This is a genomic window from Streptomyces sp. NPDC000983, from assembly GCF_040299205.1.
GTDB lineage: Bacteria > Actinomycetota > Actinomycetes > Streptomycetales > Streptomycetaceae > Streptomyces.
Genome location: NZ_JBEPBM010000031.1, coordinates 79,902 through 86,376 on the forward strand (window position 1 = coordinate 79,902; position 6,475 = coordinate 86,376).

The 6,475-nt window shown below is 69.4% G+C and carries 8 protein-coding genes and 1 pseudogene; all 9 read left to right on the forward strand.

The genetic code is table 11. The features are described 5' to 3' along the window. Window positions 1-31: 31 nt before the first annotated feature. The 9 genes and pseudogenes from ABT296_RS29005 (at window position 32) to ABT296_RS29045 (ending at window position 6,343) form a co-directional block, all read left to right on the forward strand. A complete protein-coding gene (locus ABT296_RS29005; protein ID WP_351931630.1) occupies window positions 32-655 on the forward strand; it encodes a flavodoxin family protein in 624 nt (207 codons plus the stop codon). Between the two features lie 46 nt (window positions 656-701). Beyond that, window positions 702-1,583, forward strand: coding sequence for an SDR family oxidoreductase (locus ABT296_RS29010; protein WP_351931631.1), 882 nt, complete (start codon window positions 702-704; stop codon window positions 1,581-1,583). Window positions 1,584-2,206: 623 nt separating this feature from the next. Continuing rightward, window positions 2,207-3,268 (forward strand): YihY/virulence factor BrkB family protein, encoded by a 1,062-nt coding sequence (locus tag ABT296_RS29015; RefSeq protein ID WP_351931638.1) that lies wholly within the window; start codon window positions 2,207-2,209, stop codon window positions 3,266-3,268. A gap of 95 nt (window positions 3,269-3,363) precedes the next feature. Continuing rightward, window positions 3,364-3,912 carry a phosphatase PAP2 family protein gene (locus ABT296_RS29020; protein WP_351931632.1) on the forward strand — a complete coding sequence of 183 codons (549 nt, stop codon included), beginning with the start codon at window positions 3,364-3,366 and terminating at the stop codon, window positions 3,910-3,912. A gap of 161 nt (window positions 3,913-4,073) precedes the next feature. Beyond that, complete coding sequence (locus ABT296_RS29025; protein ID WP_351931633.1) at window positions 4,074-4,493, forward strand: phage holin family protein; 420 nt, start codon at window positions 4,074-4,076, stop codon at window positions 4,491-4,493. Continuing rightward, window positions 4,490-4,963, forward strand: coding sequence for a DUF3618 domain-containing protein (locus ABT296_RS29030; RefSeq protein ID WP_351931634.1), 474 nt, complete (start codon window positions 4,490-4,492; stop codon window positions 4,961-4,963). Before ABT296_RS29025 ends, ABT296_RS29030 begins: the two co-directional genes overlap by 4 nt. Continuing rightward, window positions 4,960-5,226, forward strand: a complete 267-nt coding sequence (locus ABT296_RS29035) for a DUF4235 domain-containing protein (RefSeq protein WP_351931635.1) — start codon at window positions 4,960-4,962, stop codon at window positions 5,224-5,226. The genes ABT296_RS29030 and ABT296_RS29035 overlap by 4 nt, the downstream gene beginning before the upstream one ends. Before the next feature lie 185 nt (window positions 5,227-5,411). Next, window positions 5,412-5,789 (forward strand): annotated as a pseudogene (locus tag ABT296_RS29040) (hypothetical protein); the annotation flags it as partial. A gap of 104 nt (window positions 5,790-5,893) precedes the next feature. Next, window positions 5,894-6,343: an SRPBCC family protein gene (locus ABT296_RS29045; RefSeq protein ID WP_351931636.1), complete on the forward strand. Its 450-nt coding sequence runs from the start codon at window positions 5,894-5,896 to the stop codon at window positions 6,341-6,343. Window positions 6,344-6,475: the final 132 nt, after the last annotated feature.

Sequence of the window (6,475 nt, forward strand, 5' to 3'; positions counted from 1 at the left end):
AGCGGGGAGGGCGTTCGGGTACCCGGGCGCCATGAACCCCGAGAACACCACTCCCCTCCGCGCTGTCGCCCTCGTCTGCACGCTCACGCCGTCCCCCGCGCGGTCGAGTTCGCAGTTGCTGGCGGAACAGACCATGGCTGCCCTCGCCGAGCACGGCGTGAGCGGAGAGATCGTCCGCATCGCCGATCACGACGTGAAACCCGGGGTGGAGGCCGACATGGGCGACGGGGACGCCTGGCCGGAGATCCGCAGCAAGGTCCTGGCGAGCGACATCCTGATCCTGGCCACGCCGATCTGGCTCGGGCACCCCTCCAGCATCGCCCAGCGTGTCCTGGAGCGGCTGGACGCGGAGATCTCCGAGACCGACGACGAGGGCCGCATGCTCACCTACGGCAAGGCCGCCGCGGTCTGCGTGGTCGGCAACGAGGACGGCGCCCACAAGGTCAGCGCCGACCTCTTCCAGGGCCTCAACGACGTCGGCTTCTCCCTCGCGCCGAACGCGGTGACCTACTGGGTCGGAGAAGCGATGCAGGGAACCGACTACCAGGACCTGGACGAGACGCCCAAGAGCACCGCCGGCACGACGGCGACCCTCGCCGCGAACACCGTCCACCTCGTCCGCTCGCTGAAGACCGCACCGTGGCCCGCGAGCTGACACACAGCCCATTGACCGCTCAGTGCAACAGGACCGGAGCAGTGCCATGACAGCCCGCGTTCCCGACCCCGTCACCCACCACCCCCAGACCCCGCTCCCCGATCAGCGACAACAACACCCGGGCGGGACCGAGGAGATGGACCCGCGACCGGACCACGGGGAGGACTCCTACCGAGGCCACGACGTGCTGCTGGGCCGGGCGGCCGTGGTCACCGGCGGTGACTCCGGGATCGGCAGGGCCGTTTGCCTGGCCTTCGCCCGCGAGGGCGCCGACGTCGTCTTCACGCATCTGCCCGAGGAGGCGGACGAGGCGGCCGAGACCGCGCGCCTGGTCTGGGAGGCGGGTGGCAAGTCGGTGGCCGTGGAGTGCGACATCCGGGACGAGGGCCAGTGTGTCGCGCTCGTCGACCGGGCCGTGGGCGAACTGGGGCGCGTCGACATCCTCGTCAACAACGCCGCCTATCAGATGTCGCAGCCCGACGGGATCGAGGCGATCACCACGGAACAGTTCGATCGCGTCATGAAGACCAACCTGTACGGCATGTTCTGGCTCACGCGCAAAGCACTGGCCCACATGCCACGCGGCGGGTCGGTCATCAACACCACGTCCGTGCAGGGCTATCAGCCCAGTCCGCACCTGCTGGACTACGCGATGACGAAGTCGGCCATCATCAGCTTCACCCACGGGCTGGCCCAGATGGTCGCCGAACGCGGAATCCGCGTCAACGCCGTGGCCCCCGGCCCGGTCTGGACACCCCTGATCCCCGCCACCATGCCCGACACCACGAAGTTCGGCGAGCAGTCGCCCCTTGGCCGGCCGGCCCAGCCGGCGGAGATGGCGCCCGCCTACGTCTTCCTCGCCTCGCCCCAGGCGAGCTACATCACCGGGGAGATCGTCAACGCCACCGGCGGAACCCCCCTTCCCTGAACGGCTTCCGGCACCGCACGACAGCCGGGTGCGGCGGAGCGCCGCGAACAGCGCATCGAGAGACGGTCATGGACAAGTCACCGGACCGGATCGCGAACCCGTGGGGCGGCAGAGTTCCGCACGGGCGCCATCGACCGTGGGCGGCCCGGGTGGACACCCATCTCGCGGACGGCGTCGAGCCGGACACGGTGCAGCGGTGGGTGCAGGCCGCGTCCATACTGCACTCCGACCGGGACGCGATGGACATCGCCGTCGTCGAACTGGGAGAGGAACAGGGTGTCGCCGGTCATCCGCAGCAGAGCCTGCCGGCCGTACACCTGTGTCCCGCGCACGGCTCCGGCCGGGGGAAGTTCCTCACGGGCCAGCGCACACGCGCCGACGTAGTCCGTCTGTGCGAGAGCCTCCTCGAATTCCGCGGCGGCTCCACGCACACCCTCCAACCGCGCCGTGGAAGCCCCGCAGCCGACCAGCAGCGCGGCCGAGGCGACAGCGACCAGGATTCGCTTGGGTGGCAGCCGGGGATTTCACGCGCGGGCAACCGCAAGAAATCCCACCTACGCCATAAATCTCATAAATCAGTCGGAGTGCGTGTGAGGTATATTCCCCCGGCTACTCGGCATGGCATGGCACGGACTGTGAAATGGCATGGCAGGCACGGCGGGTCCGCCCCTGCCGACGATGAGGTCGAGACCAGGCGGGAGGCGAGTGCCGGGCCGGATGAACAGGTGAGACAGCAGGAACCGGACAGTCCGAGTGATCTGCCCAAGCGTTCCTGGATGGCCGTTCTGAAGGGCACCCTCAAGGAATTCAAGAGGGATGAGCTGACCGACCGGGCCGCGGCTCTGACCTACTACGGAATTCTGGCGTTGTTCCCGGCCCTTCTGGCGCTCGTGTCACTGCTCGGGATCGTCGGACAGTCGGCGACGCAGGAAGTGCTGGACAACATTCAGAAGCTCGCTCCGGGGCCGGCACGGGACGTGCTGACCGATGCGGTGCGGCAGATGCAGGGCAACGCCGGACTCGGCTCGGTCATGGCGATCGTGGGTCTGGTCCTCGCGGTGTGGTCCGCGTCCGGATACGTGGCCGCGTTCATCCGCAGCGCGAACGCCGTCTACGACATCCCCGAGGGCCGTCCGGTGTGGAAGGTGCTGCCCCTCAGAGTCGGTGTGACCGTGGTGCTGATGGTGCTGGCCGTGCTCAGTGCGCTGATCGTGGTGTTCACAGGCGGTCTGGCCCGCCAGGTCGGCACCGCGCTCGGCGTCGGCGACACGTTCCTGACGGTCTGGTCGATCGCGAAGTGGCCGGTGCTGATCCTCCTGGTCACCGTCATGATCGCCCTCCTGTACTGGGCGACGCCGAACGCGAAGGTGCGCGGCTTCCGCTGGATCACACCGGGCAGCTTCCTCGCGCTGCTGATCTGGATGGCCGCCTCGGCCGGCTTCGCGGTGTACGTGGCGAACTTCGGTTCCTACAACAAGACCTACGGCGCCCTCGCCGGCGTGATCATCTTCCTGGTGTGGTTGTGGATCACGAACCTGGCGATCCTGCTCGGCCTGGAGTTCGATGCCGAGCTTCAGCGCCAGCGCGCCGTCGCGGGAGGACACCCGGCCGACGAGATCCCGTATGTGGAGCCGCGAGACACCCGTAAGTGGGACGAGGACGACCGCCGCGGTCTTGAAGCGTGAAGGAGCCGGCACCGCAAACAGTGCGCGGCCCCGGGAGCGGAGCAGCCCTTGATCCGTTCGGTGTGGGTTCGGGATGGACGGGGAGTCGGCTGATCATGGGCCTGTGGTCGAAGGTGCACGCCGAGGACCATCGCCTGGCCCGGCGGGCGATCGCGTGGGGGCCGCCATGGGTGCGGAGTGCGGCAGCCGTGGTCGAGGAAACGGCGGAGCACACGAAGCTGTGGTGCGCGGTCGCCGGAGCGATGGCGGCCTGGGGCGGATGGCGTGGCCGTGTGGCGGCCTCCGCCGGAGTGGCGGCCATGGCGTTGGCACAGTTGATGTCCAACACGGTCGCCAAGCAGGTGGCCCAGCGTCGGCGCCCGCCGCCGGAATGGGTGCCGCGGGAGAACCTAGAGGAGCGGCCCGCGAGTTCGTCGTTCCCCTCGGGGCACACCGCCGCCGCGTGCGCGTTCGTCGGCGCGGTGACCCCGGTGTGGCCGGCGGCCGGTGTCGGGTGCGCGGTGCCTGCCGTGCTGGTGGCCGCGCAGCGCGTGCACAGCGGGGCGCACTACCCCTCCGATGTGGTGGGTGGATGTGTGATCGGCCTGGCCGCGGCCGCACTCGTGCGGGGCGCGCCCCGGGTGCTGCGGCGGCGGCTTATGTGAGGGGCGGTGATGCGCCGTAATCGGGGTACCCGGCCAAGCGGTCAGGCGGTGTGCAGAAGGGATCGCCGACCGGTTGGCACCAGCGGGCAGTCCGTCGGTACACGCGTCAGCGTGGGAACGCCACCAGGACTGTCTGAACGTTGAAGAGGAAGGTGAGATACATGGCCACCGGCTCCCCCCGCACGAGCAGCGCGACGCAGGAGCAACCGGTCGGTGAACTGGTTCAACGTGCCTCGCAGCAACTGTCGCAGCTGGTTCGCGACGAGATGCGCCTGGCGCAGGCCGAGTTGATGCAGAAGGGCAGGCGATTCGGCAAGGGCGGGGGTCTGTTCGGCGGAGCCGGCCTGATGGGTGTGCTCACCTTGCAGGCCCTGGTGGCCACGGTGATCGCCGCGCTGTCGCTCGCGATGGACGTGTGGCTGGCCGCCCTGATCGTCACGGGCGTTCTGGCGGCCGTCACCGCCGTGATGGCGGCACTCGGCAAGCAGCAGGTCAGCAAGGCGTCCCCGCCCAAGCCGGAACAGACGGTGAACAGCGTGAAGGCCGACGTGGCCGAGATCAAGGAAAGGGCACAGCGATGACCCAGGACAAGCCGCACACGGGCGACGAGAAACCCCCCACCCCGGAGGAACTGCGCAAGCAGGTCGAGTCGAGCCGTGAGGACCTCGGCGACACGGTCGAGGCGCTCGCGGCGAAGGCCGACGTCAAGAACCGCACCAAGGAGAAGACCGCGGCTCTCAAGCAGCAAGTCGCCGAACGGGCCACGCAGGTCACGACCCAACTGCAGGACAAGGCCGCGCACGCTACCCATGTGGTGCACGACAAGACCCCCGAGCCCGTACGGGCGAAGGCGGCCGCGGCTTCCGAGCGCGTCCGCGTCCAGGCGAAGCATGCCGGGGAGCTCGCCCGGGAGAAGGCTCCCGAGCCGGTGCGCGAGAAGGCCGATCAGGGCATGCGGATGGCGCGGGCGAACCGCGCACCGCTGCTGGCAGGCGTGGGCGTGGTCATCGCACTGCTGCTGGCCCGCAAGGCCAGGAGGCACCGGCGATGAAGGCGTCGAAGGTCGCCTACAAGCCCGTCGGCCTGGCCATGGGTGCCGTCAGCGGGATGGTGGCCGGCGCGGTGTTCAAGCAGGTGTGGAAGCGGCTCGGGCACGATGACGACGCCCCGGACGCCACCGACGAGAACCGCACGTGGCGGGAGGTGCTGTCGGCGGCGCTGCTCCAGGGAGCGGTCTTCGCCGGTGTCAAGGCCGCCGTCGACCGCGGCGGAGCCGTCGCCACCCGCCGCCTGACCGGCACCTGGCCCGGCTGACCGCGTTTTCCCCGGCGCCCGCCGCAGCACCGCTGCGGCGGGCGCCGACGTGTGGCGGTGGCCCGGCTTCAGGGAGACCCTCACGCGTCGACCACGGCCCTCTACAGTGCGAGAACGGGCCTGTCCGCCGCCGCTGTCACCGCGCGGCCCCGTTGTGCCTGAAGACCTGCGCCGAGGAGGAACCGGTGTCGTACCCGCAACCGCTCACCCCCGAGGAGAAGCTCGCCGACGCGAAGGAGCTGTTGGGCCTCCCGCATGTCGTCGTGATCTGCGGCTCCACCCGCTTCATGACGGAGATGAACGAGGCCGATCTGCGGGAGACCCGAGCCGGAAGGATCGTCGTCAAACCGGGCATCGACATGAAGTCGCCGCACGAACTGTGGTCCGATCCTGTCGAGGCAAAGGCGCTGAAGGCTCGGCTCGACGATCTGCACCGGGCGAAGATCCGGCTCGCCGACGAGGTGCTCGTGGTCGGCGGCTACATCGGGGACAGCACCCGAGCCGAGATCGCCTACGCCCGGTCGCTGGGCAAGCCCGTGCGGTTCACGCACCCCGAGGTGAATGCTCGCAACACGGCCCCTTCTCCAGTAGTACCTCCCGTAGGGACGGGTACCCGCCGCGGCGTCAGCCCGGATCACGGGACACGGACGAGGAAAGGGAGTTGAAGGTGTCGAAGATCGAGGAGTCCGTCGAGGTAGCCGTCCCCCTGCGTGCCGTCTACGACCAGTGGACCCAGTTCGAGAGCTTCCCGCAGTTCATGGACGGCGTCGAACGGATCGACCAGCTGTCGCCGACGCTTACGCATTGGGTGACCGAAGTCGGCGGTGTGCGGCGGGAGTTCGACACGGAGATCACCGAACAGCGGCCGGACGAGCGGGTCGCGTGGACCACGGTGCGCGGAGAAGTGCGTCAGGCCGGAGCGGTCACCTTCCACCGGCTGGACGACACCCGGACCAAGGTGATGCTCCAGCTGGACCACGACCCCTCCGGAATCGCGGACACCGTCGGTGACAAGCTCGGGTTCGTCCGCCATCAGGCCAAGGGCGATCTGAAGCGGTTCAAGGCGTTCATCGAGGACCGCGGCGTTGCCTCGGGGGGCTGGCGCGGATCGGTGTGAGTGCTGAAGCGCTGTCATGGGGGGTGGGGCGCGGGGCCCCCCCCCAGGGGGACTGCGCCCCCGGCCCCCCCGGCCGCGCCGCAGACGGGGGGCGCCTGACGCGCGCGGGCGGCATGGTGATAGACAAAGGGA